Genomic DNA, 19,817 nt, shown 5'->3' with positions numbered 1-19,817 from the left:
AGTAAGGATTACGAGGTCTACACGGAGCTCAGTGAAGCGATGATTTACGGTGCGCTCATTCGGCTCATGTTAAAGCGGGCGGCAGCTTAAGATTTAGTTTAGAAATCAGCTCTGACATCGAGTTAGCGGATAGCAAGGTGAGCATTTTTTTGGTCTGGGTGGCATCAGGCTAGATAGTAGGAGCCTTGTTGGCAGCAACTTGGACGTGGTACAGCCCTATCAAAGTAAAGGAGTGTTTCCCGTGTTTTCAGTCAAGGGCCGTAGACTTTTGGTTTGTATGTGTGTTGGCCTAGCAGCTAGCTGGCTTGCGACCAGCTGTGGCTCATCTGCTTTAGCACCTAATCGACTTGAGACTTCCGCGCAGACGGTCGAACTCACGGTATCGGCGGCGGCTAGCTTAGAGGACGCCCTAAAGGCGATCACACCTGACTTTCATGCGACCTACCCCACAATTGACATTAGCTATAACTTTGGGGCCTCGGGTGCTCTACAGCAGCAAATTGAGCAGGGTGCTCCAGCCGATATCTTTTTTTCTGCTGCAGCGAAACAGATGGATGCGCTAGCTGAGAAGGGATTAATCCTGAAGGATTCTCGGCAGGATGTGTTGACGAATAGCTTAGTGCTGATTGCTCCAGCTCAGTCGCAAATTGCGGTTACAGATATTGCTCAACTTAAAGAGGCTAAAGTGGGCGTTGTTGCGGTGGGCGAGTTTCGCAGCGTGCCGGCAGGGCAATACGCAGAGCAAGTGTTTACCAAGCTGAATTTGCTTGAGCCCTTGCAGTCCAAGCTGGTGTTTAGCAATAGCGTGCGGGGGGTGTTGGCGGCCGTGGAGAGCGGCAACGCCGACGTGGGCATGGTCTATGCCACTGATGCGTCCCTCTCAGAGCGAATTAAGGTGTTGGCTACGGTTTCAGCGGCAACCCACCAGCCCATTGTTTACCCAATCGCGGTGGTGAGCAATAGCCCTAACCCCGACGCCGCAAAGACATTGATTGCGTTTTTGCAGACACCTGTGGCCCAAACTAAGTTTAAGGAATTTGGCTTTGGGGTTGTCGCTCCGTAACGGCCCGCCCATCCTACGGCTGCAAAACCTACCATGACCTTCTCTCCCCTGTGGATCTCCCTTCGCATTGCCGCGATCGCCACTCTGCTGGCATTTATTTTGGGCATTGCCGCCGCACAGTTTATGCAGGGCTATCGGGGGCGCTGGCGATCGCTTCTAGACAGCCTGTTTTTGGCCCCCATGGTGCTGCCCCCAACGGTGCTGGGCTTTTTGCTGCTACTGCTGCTGGGTCGGTATGGCCCCCTTGGGGCCTTGATGGGCACAGTCGGCATCAACGTCGTGTTTACCTGGTATGCGGCGGTGATCACCGCAACGGTGGTGGCGTTTCCGCTGATGTACAAAACCGTGCTGGGCAGTCTGGATCAGATCGATCGCTCCGTGCAGCAGTCCGCCCGCACCCTAGGCGCAACGGAGTGGCAACTGTTTTGGGGCATTACGCTGCCCCTGGCCCTGCCCGGCATTGGGGCCGGCACCGCCCTCGCCTTTACCCGCGCCCTGGGCGAGTTTGGGGCCACCCTTATGCTGGCGGGCAATATTCCGGGCAAAACCCAGACCCTGCCCATGGCGATTTTTTTCGCCGTCGAAGCCGGAGCCTTTCGCGAAGCTGCCCTGTGGACCGGGGTGATTTTGGCCATTTCCCTGGGCGGCCTGGTGCTGATGAACCGCTGGCAATCCCAAGGCGCTAGGCTACCAATCCTAGGGTGGATCGATCGAGGCTGGGCTGTCGCCCGTCGTACCCTACACGGGCCACTCAACCGTCAACGCTCAAACCCTACACCCTACCCCTTACACCCTACCCCCCTACCCCCTCACCTCTCCGTCAACCTCACCCACCACCTGCCTGGGTTCACTCTGAATGTGGCCTTTGCCACCGACCACCATCCCCTGGGCCTGCTGGGAGCCTCGGGGGCGGGCAAAAGCCTGATTTTGAGATGTCTAGCGGGACTAGAGACACCCCATAGCGGGCGCATTGTGATGAATGGGCGGGTGCTGTTTGACTCGGCGTTGGGGATTAATTTACCCAGCCGCAATCGCAGAGTCGGCTATCTCTTCCAGAACTACGCCCTGTTTCCCCACCTGACGGTGGCCCAAAACATTGCCTACGGGCTGTGGGGCGAGTCGAAAGCGGCGATCGTCCGGCAAGTGGCCGAGCAGCTTCAGCAGGTGCAGCTGGTTGGGTTTGGCGATCGCTATCCCCACCAGCTCTCTGGCGGCCAGCAGCAGCGGGTGGCCCTGGCCCGTGCCCTGGCCCCCAACCCCGCAATTCTGCTGCTCGATGAGCCCTTTTCAGCCCTCGATGCTCACCTGCGCAGCGAACTTGAAAAGCAGTTGCTTAAGACCCTGACCAACTACCGGGGCCTCACTCTATTTGTCAGCCACAACTTAGAAGAAGCCTACCGGGTGTGTCAGCGCTTGCTGGTGCTCTCGGGCGGCAGCGTCGTGGCCGAGGGGCCAAAACAGGCCATCTTTGATCATCCCGGCACCCTGGATGTGGCTCAGCTCACCGGCTGCAAAAATGTCTCGCCGCTACAACGCCGGGGCGATCACATCCTAGCAGCGCTGGACTGGCACTGCACTCTGCAAACCCTGGAGCCGGTGCTGTTCACCCACACGCACGTGGGCATTCGCGCCCATCGCCTGACCTTTCCCGAGCAGCCCACCCAGCCCAACACTTTCCCCAGTTGGATTGTTTGGACCAGCGAAACGCCCCACCGCATTAGCCTCTATCTCAAGCTGGGCAGCCCTCCATCTGACCTTAACGATTACCATCTCCAGGCGGAGGTTTTCAAAGACAGATGGGCTGAGCTGAAGGAGCGGCCTTTTCCTTGGTTTGTGCACCTTGATCCAGCCCAGCTACTGCTACTGGGAAGTTAGGAGACTGTCCTAGAAATTGCGGTTTAGGGTGCAGGGTTTGAGGTATACGGTTTAAGGCAGGTCGTGAACCTGAAACCGTGGACCTTGAATTTCCAGTAACCTGTCGTCTTTGGCTTGGCAGACTACTGGTGACCCGTTCACTTTTACTCAGAAGAAGTCCAGCCGCCACGATCGCCGGTAGGTCTTCTGCAACACCTTTTTAAGCTTTGGGCTAACTCGCCTATCCCTGGAGGGGATGACGCTGGCCCATTTCTGACCTTCTCTGGGAGGTAACCCTGAGGTCCTGTATTACCCACGCGAGGATTTGACCATGGTGAACCGCCCCGACCCAGTCATGGATCTTTGGAAAATCAGGAGCCATCCCCTCGACCCAATTTTTGCTCCCCGTTCGGTGGCGGTGATTGGGGCCACCGAGCGCCTCGGTAGCGTGGGCCGCACGGTGCTGTGGAATTTGATCAGCCACCCCTTTGGCGGTACGGTGTACCCGATCAACCCCAAACGGCGCAATGTGCTGGGCGTTCAGGCGTTCGATCGCATCCAGTCTCTCCCTGAAGTGGTGGATTTGGCGATCATCGCGATTCCTGCGCCGGGGGTGCCCGCCGTGGTACAGGATTGTGTGGATGCCGGGGTTAAAGGCGCGATCATTCTCTCGGCGGGGTTCAAGGAGATTGGTGCGGAGGGCGTTGAGCTAGAGCGGCAAATTAAGGCGATCGCTGCGGGTCACCTACGGCTGATTGGTCCTAACTGTCTGGGCATTCAGAATCCGCTGACGGGGCTGAACGCGACCTTTGCGAGCCACCTGGCGAGGCAGGGCAACGTCGGCTTCATCAGCCAGAGCGGGGCGCTGTGCACCTCGATTTTGGACTGGAGTCTGCGGGAAAATGTGGGCTTTAGCGCCTTTATCTCCCTGGGTTCCATGCTTGACGTGGGCTGGGGCGACCTGATTGACTACCTGGGCGACGACCCCCATACCCACAGCATCGTCATCTATATGGAATCGATTGGGGATGCCAGGTCATTTTTGTCGGCGGCGCGGGAGGTGGCCCTGAGCAAGCCCATTATTGTGATTAAAGCTGGACGCACCCAGGCGGCGGCCCAGGCGGCGGCCTCCCACACCGGGGCGCTGACGGGCAGCGATGCGGTGCTAGATGCCGCCTTTCGGCGCTGTGGCGTGCTGCGGGTTGACCACATCGACGAGCTGTTTGATACCGCCGAAGTGCTGGCCAAGCAGCCGCGCCCTCGGGGCCCGCGCCTGAGCATTATTACCAACGCGGGTGGTCCGGGAGTGCTGGCGACGGATGCGTTGATTCGCGCTGGGGGCACCTTGGCAGAACTTTCTGCCGCTAGCGTGGATGCTCTAAATAGCGGGCTGCCCTCCCACTGGAGCCACGGCAACCCCATCGACATTTTGGGGGACGCGGAACCGGCCCGATTTGCCCAAGCACTCAAGACCACGCTGGCCGACCCTGACAGCGACGGCTGCCTGGTGGTGCTCACCCCCCAGGCCATGACCGACCCGACCAAAACCGCCCAGGCGGTAGTCGAAACCTGGCGCAGCAGCAAATCGAGCCAGCCAATTTTGGCCAGCTGGATGGGGGGAGCTGAGGTCGATGCTGGCGAAGACATTCTCAACCGGGCGGGGATACCCACCTATCGCTACCCCGATCTGGCGGCGCGATTGTTTGGGCTGCTGTGGCGGCATAGCTACGCCCTCAAGGGGCTCTACGAAACACCGACCTTGACCACCAACCACGGCATCGATCGCGCTACCGTTACCACCATTTTGCAAACAGCCCAGGCTGAAGCACGCCCCCTTCTCACCGAGACCGAGTCAAAGGCGGTGCTAGCGGCCTACGGCATTCCGGTAGTGCCGACGCAGGTAGCGGTGACGGAGGATGAGGCAATCGCCGCTGCTGCCGCGATCGGCTATCCCGTAGTCCTTAAACTCTACAGCCACACCCTCACCCACAAAACTGACGTGGGTGGCGTGCAGCTCAACCTCGACGACAGCCATGCCGTCGCTCGGGCCTTCGATCGCATCCGCACCAGCGTCACCGAAAAGGCGGGGGCCGAGCACTTCCTAGGCGTCACCGTGCAGCCGATGATCCGCACCGATGGCTACGAGCTGATTTTGGGCAGCAGCCAAGACCCGCAGTTTGGCCCAGTGCTGTTGTTTGGCACCGGCGGCCAGCTAGTCGAGGTGTTTCAGGATAGCGCGATCGCCCTGCCCCCCCTGACCAGCACCCTGGCCCGCCGCCTAATGGAGCAAACCCTAATCTACAAAGCCCTCCAGGGAGTGCGGGGCCGAGCATCGGTGGACATGGATGCCTTAGAACAGCTTTTGGTGCGCTTCAGCCAACTGGTGGCAGAGCAGCCCGATATTGCCTCGATTGACATCAACCCTCTGCTCGCCTCGTCCGATAGACTCCTGGCCTTAGACGCGCGGGTGATATTGCGCGCTCCTGGCTCACCGCCTGCCCGGCTAGCCATTCGCCCCTACCCCATCCAATATGTCTGGCCTGGGGGTGATGGCGTCACCATTCGCCCCATTCGCCCCGAAGACGAACCGCTGATTACTGCCTTCCACGACATGGTGTCTGAGCACAGCGTTTACCTGCGTTACTTCCACCCCATCAAGCACAGCACCCGCACCGCCCACGATCGCCTCACCCGCATCTGCTTTAACGACTACGATCGCGAGATTGCCCTGGTGGCCGAAGTGAGTGCCCCCAACCCCAAAATTATCGGCGTCTGTCGGCTCACCCAAAAGTACGGGCTGCCCGAGGCCGAGTTCGCCATGCTGGTAGCCGACCCCTACCAGGGCCAGGGCTTTGGCACCGAGCTGCTGAGCCGCCTGATCGAGGTAGCTCGCGCCGAAGGACTGAAGCGCTTGACGGGGGAAATCTTGTCTGAGAACCCCGGCATGCAGCACCTGTGCAAGCGAGTCGGGTTTCAGCTCAAGCCGACAGCGGAACTCGGCGTTTTATCCGCCACCTTAGACTTAACCGTCTAAAGCTGAAGAAACAATGGTCACCTGCTCAAGGTTACCAACACGCATGGTTGCAGTCTGACTAACTCCATGGTCCCCGTGTCTGTGGCTCGGATTGCCTTTGTCGCCAACCCAAGTAGCTGTCGTTCGATTGACAATTTGCCCTTCCCCAATCCATTTCCTTGATCCGCACTCGGGTTATTTAGGTTGATTGGGGTTTAATACCTCCTTGACCTCTACTTCTAAAATCGATTCGCCTGTAGTGAGGGTCAGCCGTCTAAACTCCCCCCGCAACTGAATGGATTTGTCGAGTAGCCCGTAGAGATCCTCCGTATCGGTAGCCTTCAACCGTAGGTAGACCGGTTCTAGCTCGGGTTCTACTAGATAGAGCCGATTGTTCATCCGGCTGTCGGGGTGACTGGCGCTATCGACGGCAAGTTGCCCCGACAGCACGACATCCGCTGGCTGCTCCAATGCTTGCACTAGGCCCAGGCAGGCCAGCACACCGGCAACTGCGCCCACCAGCATGCCCTTGAAAAACGCTTGCGGCATGGACTATCTCCCCGATCAGCAGATGCCGCCAGTTTAGGCTACCAACCCACTGGTTTTGGTGAGGGTGCCATAATCGGAAGCATGCACCCTGTGGTTCCACCCCCTATGCCCGCCATTGACTACCTGCGCATTAGCCTTGTGGATCGCTGCAACTTTCAGTGCCAGTACTGTATGCCGGAGGGGGTCGACTTGCAGTATCTACCCCAGCAGGAATGGCTGACCCGTGTCGAACTGCGGCAGCTCCTAGAGGAGGTATTCATGCCCCTAGGATTCTCGAACTTTCGGCTCACCGGGGGCGAGCCGCTGGTGCGACCCGGCATTGTAGATATCGTGCGTGACATAGCCGCACTGCCGGGGACAAAGGACTTATCCCTGACCACCAACGCCTTTTTACTCAGCGGCCTAGCCCAGGATCTGTGGGACGCAGGGCTGCGGCGCATCAACATTAGCCTCGATTCGTTGGATCCCGTCATTTTTGATCAGATTGTGGGCGGGCGAGGGAAATCTCGCTGGCCCCAGGTCTGGGATGGCATTCAGACCGCTCACCGAGTTGGGTTCTCGCCGCTCAAGCTCAATGTAGTCGTCATTCCAGGCGTCAACGACCATGAAGTATTGGATCTGGCGGCTCTGACCCTCGATCGCGAGTGGCACGTGCGATTTATTGAGTTTATGCCCATCGGCAACGACAGCCTATTTGAGGCCAAGGGCTGGGTCGATTCGGAGACGCTGCGCGATCGCATCCGGCAGCGCTGGGGCCTGACCGCAGGCGATGTGCTGGGCCACGGTCCGGCGGATGTGTTCCAGATTCCGGGCGCTCAGGGCACGGTGGGGTTTATTAGCCAGATGTCGGAGTGCTTCTGCGATCGCTGCAACCGCATGCGTCTGTCGGCCGACGGCTGGCTGCGCCCCTGCCTGCTCAACGAAACTGGGCAGATTGACCTCAAAACTCCTCTGCGGCAGGGCGTTGCCACCGCTGAGCTGAGGCGTCAGGTGGCCGCACTGCTGGCCGACAAGCCTGATATCAACTACAAAATGCGCCAGTCGGGCACTACTGGAACCTACGGGCGCACCATGTCGCAGATCGGGGGTTAGCCTAAAAACAGCTTGTAGGCGGGGTTTTGGTTTTCGTCCCAATACTGATAGCCGAGGGTGTCGAGGAAGCTCTGCCACTGGGCCATCTCGTGAGGCGGCACCTGAATGCCGGTGACGATGCGGCCATAGTCGGAGCCGTTGTTGCGGTAGTGAAACAGGCTGATATTCCAGTCGGGGCTCATGGCGCTGACAAACTTCATCAGTGCGCCGGGCCGCTCGGGGAACTCGAAGCGGTAGAGCAACTCGTTGTGGGCCAGGGATGACTTGCCACCGACCATGTGGCGCAGGTGCATTTTTGAGAGTTCATCGTCAGTGAGATCCAGCGTCTTTAAATCTTTGGATTCAAATACCTGGGCCATGGTCGCGGCATCGGCCCGACCTTGAACTTCTAGCCCAACAAAAATGTGGGCTTCGTGGTTGTCGGCAATGCGGTAGTTAAACTCCGTCAGGTTGCGGGTGCCCAGGCATTGGCAAAATGCCTTGAGACTGCCCGGCGTTTCGGGAATGGTGACGGCAAAGATCGCTTCGCGGTGTTCGCCAATTTCGGCCCGTTCGGCGACAAACCGCAGGCGATCAAAGTTCATGTTGGCTCCGCAAGCTACAGCCACCAGGGTTTGATCGGTGATGCCCTCGCGCTCAACGTAGGCTTTGGCTCCAGCAATCGCCAGCGCCCCCGCCGGCTCCAAAATCGATCGCGTGTCCTCAAACACGTCTTTAATCGCCGCGCAGATGTCGTCGGTGCCCACCAAAATAACGTCGTCTACGTACTGCTGGCAGAGGCGAAAGGTTTCTTCCCCCACCTGGCGCACCGCCACACCATCGGCAAACAGGCCCACGGTGCTCAGTCGGACTCGCTCTCCAGCTTTGAGCGATCGCGACATAGCATCGGCCTCAATCGGCTCCACCCCAATGATCTTAATCTCCGGTCGCAGCCGCTTGACGTAGGCGGCAATACCCGAGATCAACCCACCACCGCCGATCGCCACAAACATGGCGTGAATGGGCTGAGGATGCTGCCGCAAAATCTCCATGCCGATGGTGCCCTGGCCCGCAATCACATCCGGGTCGTCGAAGGGATGAACAAAGGTCAGGCCCTTCTCGTCTGAGAGCTGACGGGCGTGGGCATAGGCATCGTCGTAGGTTTCGCCATAGAGCACCACTTCGCCGCCCCGCGCCTTCACCGCATTCACCTTCATCATCGGCGTCGTGGTCGGCATGACAATGATGGCCCGGGTGCCCAGTTGCTTGGCCCCCAGCGCCACCCCCTGGGCATGGTTGCCCGCCGACGAGGCAATCACCCCTGCCGCCAGCTGCTCCGGCGACAGATGGGCCATTTTGTTGTAGGCACCCCGCAGCTTGAACGAAAACACCGACTGCATATCTTCTCGCTTCAGCAGCAGCCGGTTGTGCAGCCGCGCCGACAGGCTAGGGGCAACATCCAAAGGCGTTTCCTGCGCTACGTCATAAACCCGGGCTGTGAGGATGCGTTCGAGGTAGTCGGTAGGCATTGCAGGGAAGAGGCGAAGGGATAAACCCTCATTTTAGAGGGGTGGTGTGTTTAGTAATCATCAACAATTTTTGGGTACAGGGTTTTGGGTGCAAGGTGCAAGGGGCTACCCTAAATTCTGTACCCTTCACCAGTCTTGTCCCCTCAACAACTCCAGTTCTAAAGCTTAAAGTAGGCCATGGCCCGCTGAAGCTGGACCGCATGGGACGCCATCGCGTGGCTAGAGGTGGCTAGTTGCTCTGCCGCCACCGCGTTGTGCTGGGTGACTTCGTCCAGCTGCACCATGGCGCTGTTGATCTGGGCAATGCCGTTATGCTGCTCCAGGCTGGCTCGGGTAATGTCGGCCATCAACCCCGAGGTTTGCTGAATGCTGGGGACAATTTGCTTAAAGAGATCGCCGGTGCGTTTGCTCACTACCATACTGCGATCGGCTAGGGCCGTAATTTCTTCAGCGGCAGTGCGGCTGTGTTCGGCCAGCTTACGCACCTCCTTGGCGACGACAGCAAACCCTCTGCCATGTTCGCCAGCCCGGGCAGCTTCCATAGTGGCGTTGAGGGCCAGCATGTTGGTCTGTTCGGCAATGTCCTCGATGACGTTGATTTTGGCAAGGATTTCTCGCATCACCTGCATCGTTTCGGTGACGGCCTGTTCACCCTCATCCACCATCGTTGCCGACTGAATTGCCGACTGGTAGGAGCGCTTGGCTTTTTGGGCATTGCTGTCAATTACGACATTCATTTGCTCAATCGACACTGTCGTTTGAGCCACCCCAGCCGCTTGCTTAGAATTGCCGAAGGAAAGCCCCTGGGCGGCATCGTTGAGATGGGCAGAAATCTCCAGCATCTGTTTAGCCGCCACCTGTTCATCTTGAATGATGGTAGACAGGCGCGTTGTCATCATTCTCAGGGCCTCCAGCATGCGGCCAATTTCGTCATCTCTACCGGCCGGGATTTCAACATGCAAATCTCCGGCGGCAATGCGCTGCACAATCGCCACCGTAGCGAGAATCGGCTGCGTAATGTGACCCGCCAGATAGTAGGCCAAAGCAATCACCCCAAGGCCAATTAAAATGCTGCCCCACAGGATGCCCAGCGCTAGCTGGGAGGAAAGGTCAAGGGTGTTGTTGAGATCATTTTCAAGGGCGACGAGCCCCTTTTGGGAATCGTTCAGAAAGCCCTCGACAGTGTTGGTATAGGCCGTTTTAGTCTGTTGGTACTCAGCCCCATCCAGCAAAGCCAAAGCCCGTTCAGGTTGCCCCGCTTGCAGCAGCTCGAGGGTCTCAGTCTCTAATTCAGCCAGTTTGTCGTTAAGCACCTTTTGCTGATCAAAAAGAGCCTGAATTTCGGGATCAGCGGCATCGGCCTGGGCCGCAATAATCAGGTTCTCCAGCGGGCCAAAGTAAAAATCGTAGCGTTCTTGCCAGCGGCTGTCTTGGGTCAACACATAGTTGCGCATCGACTGAGTGAGCACTTCGTCTAACCAGATGATCTGCTGAGCGCGGGAGAGTTGTTGTTGTGATGCACTGACAGAAACTAGCCTGGTGCGAATTTGCTCAATGGCGGAGTAGGTTACGATACCGACGGCGGTTAGCGTGAGCGCACCGCAGAGATAACCTACAAAAATCCGCGTACGAATTTTGCTAGAGGCCAATCTCTTGAATAGAAACATCATCACGTTTTCCCTGGTTGCTGTAGATGTGATTGGGCGGTGGCAGCGACATCAGTAGCAGTCCGTTCTGATGTTCTGTCCTGAAGGAGCTCCCCACTGGCTGACAATGCTCCTGGCCCGAGCAAAGAACGCTACACAATTCTTCCCCTTATAAAGTGTTACTCAACGTCTCTTTAGCTAGAGAATTTCGGCTTCAGGGGTGCTCGCTAGCAGCGGGCGGGGCCTAAACTTCGTCAACTGCCGGGGAAAAGGCCTCGCCGAAGGGTCTGCACTTGATATCCTGCGATAGAGTTGCAGAGGAAATTGGCGCAGTCTCTATGCCCCTTCGTTCAGCTCGTCGTCCTAAAGTTTCAACCGCCAGCGCTTCAGGTACCGTACAGATTTGGGTCGGTGCTCGCTCCCATCGGCTCTGGCGCAGGCCTCTGATGCTGGTGCTGGTCAGCATTGGGCTCAGCGGTGGCCTGCTGCTGCTGGGGTTGAGTTTTCGCCTGGGGCTGCGGCTGATGCTTGACCCAGCGGCGTTGCCCCAGGCCCTAGCTCGCTTGACGCGATCGCAGCCGGAGGCCCTGCCCCCCGCCATCAGCCTAGAGGAGCTGCGCCATCAGGCGGAGGCGAGCCAGCAGCAGGTGGGAGAACCGCTGCGATTAGAGCTGCCTAGGGCCAAGGACCGAGAGGTGCTGCTTGTGCCGGTGCTAGAGGCGGGGGCGATCGCCTCCCTGCACCTGTTTGCCAGCGAGGGCGGTGGGGAAGAGCCGAGGGCGATCGCCACCCTGCCGATTGCGGCCCTGCCGAAAGACACCGTGCTAGCGCCCTGGCTCAGCAGTCCCCAGGCGCCCAAGGCCGTTCCGGCAGATTTTGACTTCACTCGGGTAGTGCCGCTGCCGGCACCACCCGTTGCCACTGATGGGCTTTGGCTCACCCTAGAGGGCAGCTGGCAGCAGCAGGGCCTTACTCTGCGCTACGGTCAGCTGCTGCACGTCGACCCCCAGGCCCAGCGGCTAGAGCTGCTCACCCCCTGGAGTAGTCCGGCCAACCGCCCGCCCCAGTGGGCCGACCTGGATGGTGACGGCCCCAGCGATCTAGTCATTGACGAAACTGTAGGGCTTGAGCCAACCCTGCGCGGGTTACAGGTGATGCCCGGGCCGCGCGTGCAGTCGGTGTCATGGGTGCGGGTGCCAGTGGATGCCGGTGCTCAGGCAGGCGACTATCAGCAGGCTCTGCGCCTGGCTCGAGGCGGACTGTGGCACCCCGCCCAGACCCAGCTGGCCAACCTTAAAACAGTTCTATCCCAGGGCTGGAACCCGGCAGCGGAGGCTCAGCTGCGGCTGATGGATCGCCATCGGGCGATCACCCGCCAGCAGGCTGAGCAAGATTGGTCAACGCCAACCCAGCACATTCTCGCCCTGCTAATTGACGGGCGATGGGAGCCAGCTCTGACCCGTCTGGAGGACAGCCCTGAGCTGCTGCCCACCCTGCTGAATCGCCTCGGCGTTGACCAGGGCCGTCTGTGGAACCGCATTAGCGCCGCCGCTGCCCTGCCCGACCCGCCACCGGCTGTGTATGTGTGGGGCGGTCTGGCCCTCAAGGCTCAGCAGAACCAACCCACCAATCGAGATGGGGCTACCCCAGACTGGCTCAACCGCCAGCCAGTGCCCGCCGCCGCCCGCCAGCGATTGGCCAAGGTTTTGGCTACCTTGAACACCACCCAGGCGCAAGCGGTTGCCAGCGCTAAGGCGGGTGCAACAGTCGCGATCGCCGCCGAGACCGCCAGCGCCCAGACGACGGGGGCGATCGCAGCCCCTATCACCGCTCTTATTGGTCAGGCCCAGCCCATTCCTGCCCCTCAAGCGGGCTATGCCGCTCCCGGTCAGTCTCTCGATGCTGCTCTAGGTCAGTGGTATGCCATTGATGTGCAGGCTGTGAACCAGAGTCAAACCTGGCAGCGAGGGACTGGATCAATTCCCGCTGGAGCAACTCCGGCGGCGGTCTGGCCGGTAGTGCAGACTGCGGCCCAGGCATCGCCTCATCTGCTGCGCTGGGTAAGCCCCACCACCGGCGTTTCGGCACCCCTGACCGTGCGCGGGCTCAGCTTGACCAATGGCACGGTGACCCTACTGGCTACTGGCCCCGCCACCAATACTTCTGCTCTGCCGCCACTGGTCTTTTCCCAGGGGGCGCTGATGTGGCTTGATGCTGACCAGGGCCAGCCTGCAGAACCGGGGGCGATCGCCGCTACAGCCACCACAATCTTTGGCGATCAGCCGGTGCCGACAGACTTTACGGCTGCCCTGACTAACCTCACCCAGCACAGCATTGACCTGACCGGCGACGGCCAGCCAGAGCGAGTGCTGACCTGGAATGATGCAGCACTAACACAGCTAAAAAACTGGCGCGTACAGGTAGAGACAACATCCCCCAAAACCATCGTCCTGAATGCGGACAATCGAGTGCTCTACAGCGATATGTTTGCCACCCAAACCGTAGTGGCGCTCACCAACCCGGCCCTAGGTGAACCCGCCGGCTTGCTGGTGCATCAGGCGGGGCGATACGAGCTGCTATCGTGGCAGACGGCCAGCCAGCAATTCGAATAAGGCTGAAACAGTCTTGACTACTGAATAGCAAATGGGGTGGCGTAGACGCGGTGAATCCGAAACTCTAGAGTAGTGGTCTGATGCTCCCAGGTGAGTTTTTCGATGACGATGTCGCCGTGGGCAAGCCAGTTTTCATCGACCAAACTCAGCGGCACATCAATAGGAAAAATGCGATAGCCGTCTTTTTGCACTCGGTGTTGAGCCCCGACTTCAAGCATAGTGGGGTAGCCCTGGTCAGGCTTGAGTTTGAGCAGGCTATTGATTTTACAGGGCATTCCCATCGGCGGTATCTCGGTTTTTGAAGGGATAATCTGGTGGAGAGCTAGAGGGTAACGTCTACTGCGTCGCTGCGTCTAGGCTCCGGCCCCAGAGAAATTAGGTAAAGGAATTATCCTAGGTCTGTGGGTTTCATCTCGGTATGGAACTCTCGTCGCCATAGCGTTTATGCGATCGCCCATGTCCCCGCCACCCTACCCCCCACCTGCCGCCGTCATCACCATGGAGAATGTGTCGCGGGTGTTTGGCAGCGGCGAAGCGGCCGTGCGGGCCTGCGATCGCATCAATATCACCATTCACCCCGGCGAATACTGCGCCATTATGGGCCAGTCGGGCTCGGGCAAATCGACGCTAATGAATATCATTGGCTGTCTCGATCGCCCCACCCGCGGTCGCTACCTCCTCGACGGCACGGATGTCTCAACGGTCGACAAAACCCGGCTGACCCGCATTCGCAACCGCAAGATTGGCTTTATCTTTCAGCGCTACGAGCTACTGCCGAACCTGACGGCGCTAGAAAACGTGGTTTTGCCGATGATGTATGCCGGGCTGGGGCGATCAGTGCGGCAGCGCCGAGCCGCTGCGGCCCTCACCCACATGGGCCTAGCCAACCGCATGGATAAACGCCCCTCCCAGCTTTCGGGCGGGCAGCAGCAGCGGGTCGCTATTGCCCGTGCCATCGTCAACCAGCCGGTGCTGCTGCTAGCCGACGAGCCGACTGGGGCGCTCGATTCGCAGTCGGCTACAGAGGTGCTGAGCATTTTTGAGGCCCTGCACCAGCGAGGCATTACCATCGTCATGGTGACCCATTCCCACGAGGTGGCTCGCCACAGCCAGCGCATTATTATGATGAGCGATGGCCAGGTTACCGACGCCCACCTCAGCCCTGCCGAGTTGGGCCGCCTGGCCCCCCTGTAGCAGCTGACTGCCCTTTGTTTGGAATGCTCCGTGCCGCCCGACCCCCATCCCGACACTTCCACCCACGTCAGCGCCTCAGCGGATGCTGGCCCTCCCCCATCCGATCCTTTGGCTCTGGCGGAAACCCTCAAACCCCTCAGCTCCGGCCTGTTCGATGACGACCTGCTCGACGATGGCGCTCGGGCCAACTCTCGCCCTGGGCTGAGGTGGATCGTGGCATCGGGGCTGGTGCTGGTGCTGGGCGTGGGGGGCTGGCTGGGCTACCGCACCTGGCAGAGCCGCAGCGTAGACCCCGTAGTGGTGACTACCGGCACCCCCAGCCGCGACACCTTAGAGAACCGGGTCGATGCCTCGGGGGTGATGAGCCTGGGCAACCAGCAAGTTCTTAAAGCGCCGGGGGATGTCACCGTAGAGGCCGTGCTGGTGGAAGAGCGCCAGCGGGTAGAGCGGGGCACGGTGCTGCTGCGGCTGCGCGATCGCAACCTAGAGCAAGAGCTCGACGAGGCCCAAATTCAAACCGAAATTCTCAGACTTCAGCGGCAGCGCAATGCCGAGGTGCTACAAGATCACCAGCGCACCGTGCAGCGGGCCGAAGAGCGGTTGAGCGAATCGCGATCGCTAGTTGATCAGGGGTTTATCTCTGAGGATGATTACAACCAGGATCGCGACGCTCTAGAAACGGCCCAGTCTGAGCTGCGGGGGGCTGAGGTTGAGCTACAGCGCTCCGAGCTGGAGATTCGCCAAAACCAGGCCAAACTAACTAACGTTCGCGCCCGCATTGCCGACAACGCCATCGTTGCTCCCTTTGACGCCGTAGTGCTCAATATCGACGTGCAGCCCGGCGACGGCGTGCAGAGCGAGGGCACCCTGCTCACCATCGGTGACCCTAACCAAGAAGTAGTGCTATTTGACCTCATGACCCTCGACGCCAATAAGGTGTCGGTCAACATGCCCGTGCGGGTCAGCGTTATCGGCCCCAACCCCGAAAACTACACCGGCCGGGTGATTAGCATTGCCCCCCAGGCGATTAGTGACAGCGACGGCGAAGGCGGCGGTTCCCAAGCTATGGTCAAGGCGATCGCCCAACTCGATCGCCCCAGCGGCGTGCTTATCTCCGGCAGTTCCGTCAGCGTTGAGGTAATTTTGGTGCAGCGAGAGAACGCCCTAGCTCTGCCCGCCAACGCCCTTCATCAGGAGGGCGGCGAAACCTACGCATGGGTAGTAGATAGCGACAGTAGAGTCCAAAAGCGCACTGTGACCACCGGCCTCGACACCCTAGATGCCGTTGAAATTGTCTCTGGACTTGAAGAAACTGACCTCGTCATTCTCGCCATTCCACCCGACCAGCCCCTGACCGAGGGCATGGTAGTTGAGACGCCTGGTGCTCCTTAAAACAGCGGTAGACAATCGCCTTAGTCGAAACCCTACCGCCAGCTCCCTTATTTTTGACTCATGCCCCTGGCTCTCGGAGCTCTCAGCGACCCACGACAAGCAACTGCTATGGCTCTTTCTCCCATCGATTTAAGCCTCACCACTCTGCGAGATTTGACCGGCAACTGGGTCCGCTCTGGCCTCACTGCTCTAGGCATTTTCATGGGGGTGGCCGCCGTCAATGCCACCCTCAATATCGAAACCATTAGCAACCGAGTTATGCAAGATCGCTTAGCTGCCCGCGACAACCCCAACCTCATCCCCTGGGTTTACGGACGTGAGCTGCCTCCAGCAGACTTTAGCGAAGCAACAATCGCCAAAATCGAGCAGACATCTGGCATCCTCAGTATTAGCCACGTCACCCCGCTGTGGGGAGCAGAGGTACAGTACCAAGGCACCGTCACCGACAATCTTGATGCCGTTGGCGTGTCCGAAAATTATCAGCGCACCACTGGTCGCCAGATGCTAGACGGGCGCTTTTTTGAGCGAGAAGACTTTGATGCTTTTCGACCGGTGGCTATTGTCGATACAGTACTGGCTCAGCAGCTCTTTCAAGATGCCTCGCCCCTAGGAGAAAACGTTTTTGTCAACGGTACCCGGTTTACGATAGTTGGTTTAATTGAAAACAAAAATCTGTGGGGGAGCGAAGATGGCGAACCCAGAGGTACGTTCTGGATTCCTGAACCCTACGGTGCCCTGCTTCAAGGGCAAGCTGGTTACGGGCAGCAAATTCAAATCGCCCTGCGCAGCCTTAACGACTATGAAGCTACTCGCGACGCGGTAGAAACCCAGCTCCAGCAGCTGTTCCCCAACTATGAGATTTACCTAGCCGGCAATGTCGAAGACCTCTACGAGGAAGACAAACGCCAGCAGGCCTCAATTCGTGTCCTTAAAGCCGTCGGCATCTTGGCCCTAGTAATTGGTGGTGTTGGTATTGCTAACATCACCATCGCCGCTATCATGGAGCGCACCCGCGAAATTGGTTTGCGCCGCGCGATCGGGGCTACTGACTTAGAAATCATGGCTCAGTTTATCGCCGAGGCGGCTTTACTAAGCCTGATTGGTGGAACCGCAGCGGTTGCCACCGTTCACATCCTTACCAAAACCGCCACCGCCACTATTTTTGAAGCTCCCTACGAATTCAACCTAAAGGATGCGGCCCTATCTATGGGAGCTGCGTTTGGGGTTGGAGTAGGTGCTAGTTTGCTGCCTGCCTTGCGGGTGACGCGTATTGACGTGGTGCAGGCGCTACGAGGAGAGTAGCGCCACAGTTGTTAACTCTAGCGTTATTGAGACGACTCGCAGTTACTCTTATTCAAAGCAAATATGACAGATCGGCTATTTTTGTCTATACAGGAAAACTTTGAATATAAGTAATTATGGAACTCGTAATAGTAATCCAACCACCAAAGGGCTGGCCATCCAAAGACTATAAAACTAGCTCCAGATTGACGCATGCGCTCTAGTTCTTCAATAGCGGTATCATCATCGGCGGGTGGGCCATAGTATTGTCCATCGCGTTCTAGAAAAGGCAGAATACGGCGATCCTGAATAAAATCTGTCCCAAAACAGGCCTCATCTACACAAATAATCAAGTCACCATTTTGAGTAAACAGGTTAATGTCTCGAACTAGACAAGCAAGATTATTATTCCAACTCACTTCTACATACTTTTGGTGAGCTAAAGCAATACCGAGGCCAATAACCGGAGCACGTTCTGTAACTACTACCAAATCTCTAAAGAGTAACTGCCGATTGCGCTTCATCCAAATGAGCAATTCTTTGTAGCAAAGCAGTCGCTCCCTCCATCCTAATGGAGCCCTACTGACACCAGCCCAATGCCTAACTAATAACACCCAATGAGGCAAACCGACATGTCCACTTTTTTTTGAATCCCAAAACGCTACAGCTTGGTAGGGATTGCTGGAGAGCCGCGGTCCTGCACGGAGTTCATGTTCTCTTTGCAAAAATAAGGGTTCAGCAACTTCGTAAAACCTACCGTAAAGACTCAACTCAGCTAATAACGCGCAGTCGCAATCTGGATAGCCAGCCATCAGGTGAGTGTTCCTCAAAGCAGAGGCTCTGATCACCCCAAATATAGGTAGAGGAATAGGCTGCTTGAGGGGAAGTAAACCTTCTCGAAATCTTTGGTGTGGCAACATAGAACTCAACCCCGCTCCACATCCCCAATCTTTACGGATAGTCTTGCCATTTGGATCAATAGTAGTTGCTTTGCTATAAACCAAAACTACAGAAGGATCTTGATCTAAAACCTGAAAGCATTTTTCTAAAAATTTAGGATTATGCAGATCATCATGGGCAATCCACTTAAAATATTTCCCTGATGAAAGCGCGAATGCTTGATTGAAGTTAGCTGAAGCTCCTAAGTTCTCTTGATTTCGAATATAATGAATACGTGGATCTTTGGCAGAATAGGTGCGGCAGATGGTTTCGGTTTTATCTGTTGAAGCATTATCAGAAATGATCAATTCAAAATCTGCAAATGTTTGAGCCAGAATTGAGTCGAGAGCTTGCCCTAAAAAATTGTCTCCATTATAAACAGGTAATCCAATGCTAATCTGTGGCCCAGAACGATTAGTCATCCGTAGCCTCATCTGTAAGTTTTGAAATTGGAGATTGTTTTTGATCCATGCCCCTCAGAGCAAAAACAACCATTCGGCTATTGTCAATAAGTTTGTGAAAATTTGAATAAATGTGCTCCCGCAGTCCCGAATAGTAATCAAGCCACCAAAAAGCTGGCCAGCTAATCACCATGAATTTTATTCCCATCTGTCGCATTCGCTCTAACTCTCGAATAGCCGTCTTATCATCAGGTGGAGGACCCCAATAGAATCCATCTTTTTCTAAAAAAGGATATACGCAGTGCTTTGGAAGAACAGTATTGCCCCACTCGTTATTGTCGACTAGGAGAACTGTGTCTCCGACTGGGATGAGTCGATTAATTTCCTGAAGCGCAACTTGCAACCGTTCTGCCCAACTTAAATTCAGATCAGGAACAAGTTCAGATGTTAACTCACTACGACGCATGTTGAGATGTAACAAGCGATCAACAAGCCAATATCGGTAAGAATCATCCTTTGCACGATCAGATTTTAGTAAATATGCGATCGCATCACAGCGCTCTGCAATAACAGCAAGTGGTGCAATTCCCCCAGGCATGATTCTAAGCTGAGTGTATTGTCCCTCATGATATCTAATTGAAACAAATTCCTTTGGCAGAAAAATGATATCAAAACGGGATGCCATTCGGAAGTATAAATTAAAATCAATTGAAAATTCAGAATGAGGGGTGTCAAAAGATCCTATTTCTTCTAACACTGAAGACCGCATCATAGCTGATGAAGGGTGTATAGGCCAGTTGCGCCCAGCAACAATTCCATGAAGATAGTCTAGGCCAGATAGAACCCCTTTAGGCAATATATCGTCAGGCGATGTGAACAGATCACCTGCTATGTCAATCGCTCTGATGCTGGCGACTGATAAAGCCGCACTCGGGTGCTTTTCTAATCCTAAAATAGATTCTGTAATGAAACCTGGAAGTAGCTCATCGTCATCTTGCAAAACTGTTATATAAGGGCTCGAATTTAGTTCAATAGCACAACTCCAATTGCGGAATAACCCAATATTAGTTTCGTTTCGGACATAGGTAATTCGAGGGTCTGAGAGTGACTGAACAACGGTTTTAGTCTCATCAGAAGAAGCATTGTCTAGCACTAAAACACGGAAATTTGAATAGTCTTGGGCTAATGCACTCTTAAGACTTTTCTCTAATAAGCCACAGCGGTTATAAGTAGGGATTGCAATGGTTACTTCAGGATTCGATGCCATAGTGTA

At 56.8% G+C, this 19,817-nt stretch carries 14 protein-coding genes and 1 pseudogene; 9 read left to right on the top strand and 6 right to left on the bottom strand.

Annotated elements, in window-relative coordinates; all coding sequences use genetic code 11:
- From H6F57_RS28360 to H6F57_RS12220, 4 genes and pseudogenes are all read left to right on the top strand, one after another.
- Positions 1 to 90 (top strand): annotated as a pseudogene (locus H6F57_RS28360) (IS5/IS1182 family transposase); the annotation flags it as partial.
- Between the two features lie 151 nt (positions 91 to 241).
- On the top strand, positions 242 to 1,063 hold the full coding sequence (gene modA, locus H6F57_RS12230; protein WP_313933633.1) for a molybdate ABC transporter substrate-binding protein: 822 nt from the start codon (positions 242 to 244) through the stop codon (positions 1,061 to 1,063).
- Between the two features lie 33 nt (positions 1,064 to 1,096).
- Positions 1,097 to 2,938, top strand: coding sequence for a molybdate ABC transporter permease subunit (modB, locus tag H6F57_RS12225; RefSeq protein WP_190629583.1), 1,842 nt, complete (start codon positions 1,097 to 1,099; stop codon positions 2,936 to 2,938).
- A gap of 310 nt (positions 2,939 to 3,248) precedes the next feature.
- On the top strand, positions 3,249 to 5,951 hold the full coding sequence (locus tag H6F57_RS12220; protein WP_190629586.1) for a bifunctional acetate--CoA ligase family protein/GNAT family N-acetyltransferase: 2,703 nt from the start codon (positions 3,249 to 3,251) through the stop codon (positions 5,949 to 5,951).
- A gap of 174 nt (positions 5,952 to 6,125) precedes the next feature.
- Here the strand turns inward: H6F57_RS12220 and H6F57_RS12215 are convergent, their stop codons facing one another.
- Entirely contained in the window at positions 6,126 to 6,479 is a 354-nt protein-coding gene (locus H6F57_RS12215) for a hypothetical protein (RefSeq protein ID WP_190629588.1), read from the bottom strand.
- A gap of 105 nt (positions 6,480 to 6,584) precedes the next feature.
- On the opposite strand from H6F57_RS12215, the gene moaA reads away from it, so the two are divergent.
- Entirely contained in the window at positions 6,585 to 7,571 is a 987-nt protein-coding gene (moaA, locus tag H6F57_RS12210) for a GTP 3',8-cyclase MoaA (protein ID WP_190629589.1), read from the top strand.
- Here moaA and ilvA read toward each other — a convergent pair.
- Both ilvA and H6F57_RS12200 read right to left on the bottom strand, forming a co-directional pair.
- The gene (gene ilvA / locus H6F57_RS12205) at positions 7,568 to 9,079 is read right to left on the bottom strand and encodes a threonine ammonia-lyase, biosynthetic (protein WP_190629592.1); all 1,512 of its coding nucleotides are present in this window, start codon (positions 9,077 to 9,079) and stop codon (positions 7,568 to 7,570) included. The genes moaA and ilvA overlap by 4 nt on opposite strands.
- A gap of 158 nt (positions 9,080 to 9,237) precedes the next feature.
- Positions 9,238 to 10,749, bottom strand: a complete 1,512-nt coding sequence (locus H6F57_RS12200) for a methyl-accepting chemotaxis protein (RefSeq protein WP_190629594.1) — start codon at positions 10,747 to 10,749, stop codon at positions 9,238 to 9,240.
- Between the two features lie 314 nt (positions 10,750 to 11,063).
- On the opposite strand from H6F57_RS12200, the gene H6F57_RS12195 reads away from it, so the two are divergent.
- Positions 11,064 to 13,337 (top strand): hypothetical protein, encoded by a 2,274-nt coding sequence (locus H6F57_RS12195; protein ID WP_190629595.1) that lies wholly within the window; start codon positions 11,064 to 11,066, stop codon positions 13,335 to 13,337.
- Positions 13,338 to 13,354: 17 nt separating this feature from the next.
- Here H6F57_RS12195 and H6F57_RS12190 read toward each other — a convergent pair whose 3' ends face one another.
- Positions 13,355 to 13,618, bottom strand: coding sequence for a DUF2584 family protein (locus H6F57_RS12190; protein WP_190629596.1), 264 nt, complete (start codon positions 13,616 to 13,618; stop codon positions 13,355 to 13,357).
- 175 nt (positions 13,619 to 13,793) lie between these two features.
- On the opposite strand from H6F57_RS12190, the gene H6F57_RS12185 reads away from it, so the two are divergent.
- The 3 genes from H6F57_RS12185 to H6F57_RS12175 all read left to right on the top strand — a co-directional run bounded on the left by H6F57_RS12185 (position 13,794) and on the right by H6F57_RS12175 (position 17,225).
- Complete coding sequence (locus H6F57_RS12185) at positions 13,794 to 14,531, top strand: ABC transporter ATP-binding protein (protein ID WP_242024976.1); 738 nt, start codon at positions 13,794 to 13,796, stop codon at positions 14,529 to 14,531.
- Between the two features lie 30 nt (positions 14,532 to 14,561).
- Entirely contained in the window at positions 14,562 to 15,923 is a 1,362-nt protein-coding gene (locus H6F57_RS12180) for an efflux RND transporter periplasmic adaptor subunit (RefSeq protein ID WP_190629599.1), read from the top strand.
- Positions 15,924 to 16,031: 108 nt separating this feature from the next.
- A complete protein-coding gene (locus tag H6F57_RS12175; RefSeq protein ID WP_190629601.1) occupies positions 16,032 to 17,225 on the top strand; it encodes an ABC transporter permease in 1,194 nt (397 codons plus the stop codon).
- A gap of 23 nt (positions 17,226 to 17,248) precedes the next feature.
- Here H6F57_RS12175 and H6F57_RS12170 read toward each other — a convergent pair whose 3' ends face one another.
- Together H6F57_RS12170 and H6F57_RS12165 are read right to left on the bottom strand one after the other, a co-directional pair.
- The gene (locus H6F57_RS12170) at positions 17,249 to 18,565 is read right to left on the bottom strand and encodes a glycosyltransferase (protein WP_190629603.1); all 1,317 of its coding nucleotides are present in this window, start codon (positions 18,563 to 18,565) and stop codon (positions 17,249 to 17,251) included.
- Positions 18,558 to 19,811, bottom strand: coding sequence for a glycosyltransferase (locus H6F57_RS12165; RefSeq protein WP_190629605.1), 1,254 nt, complete (start codon positions 19,809 to 19,811; stop codon positions 18,558 to 18,560). Before H6F57_RS12165 ends, H6F57_RS12170 begins: the two co-directional genes overlap by 8 nt.
- Positions 19,812 to 19,817: the final 6 nt, after the last annotated feature.

It is taken from the genome of Leptolyngbya sp. FACHB-60, assembly GCF_014695775.1.
GTDB lineage: Bacteria > Cyanobacteriota > Cyanobacteriia > Phormidesmidales > Phormidesmidaceae > Nodosilinea.
This window is presented reverse-complemented; position numbering and strand designations above follow the sequence as displayed.